The organism is Nonomuraea sp. NPDC050556, assembly GCF_044457355.1.
Taxonomy (GTDB): Bacteria; Actinomycetota; Actinomycetes; order Streptosporangiales; family Streptosporangiaceae; genus Nonomuraea.
The window spans coordinates 559,749-560,053 of the sequence record NZ_JBITGU010000003.1 but is presented as its reverse complement, the minus strand read 5'-3'; positions in this window follow the sequence as shown (position 1 = coordinate 560,053).

Below are 305 nucleotides of genomic sequence, written 5' to 3'. Positions count from 1 at the left end.
GGTGTGAGGCGTGACAAGCCCCGGCCCGGCGTTTGGTCGTGACGAGCCTGACGCGCGGGCTGGTGTGACGGCGAGGAGACGGCCTGGCGTGACGACACAGCCTGCCTGGTGACGCCAGGGGGCGTGACGAGTGGCGTGGCGGCGCGGGTTAGCCACGCCTCATGGCCGCACGGAGAGGGCCGCGCCATGAGGCCGCGCCGCGGAGCAGCGCCATGAGGCCGCGCCGCGGAGCAGCGCCATGAGGCCGCGCCGCGGAGCAGCGCCATGAGGCCGCGCCGCGGAGCAGCGCCATGAGGCCGCGCCGC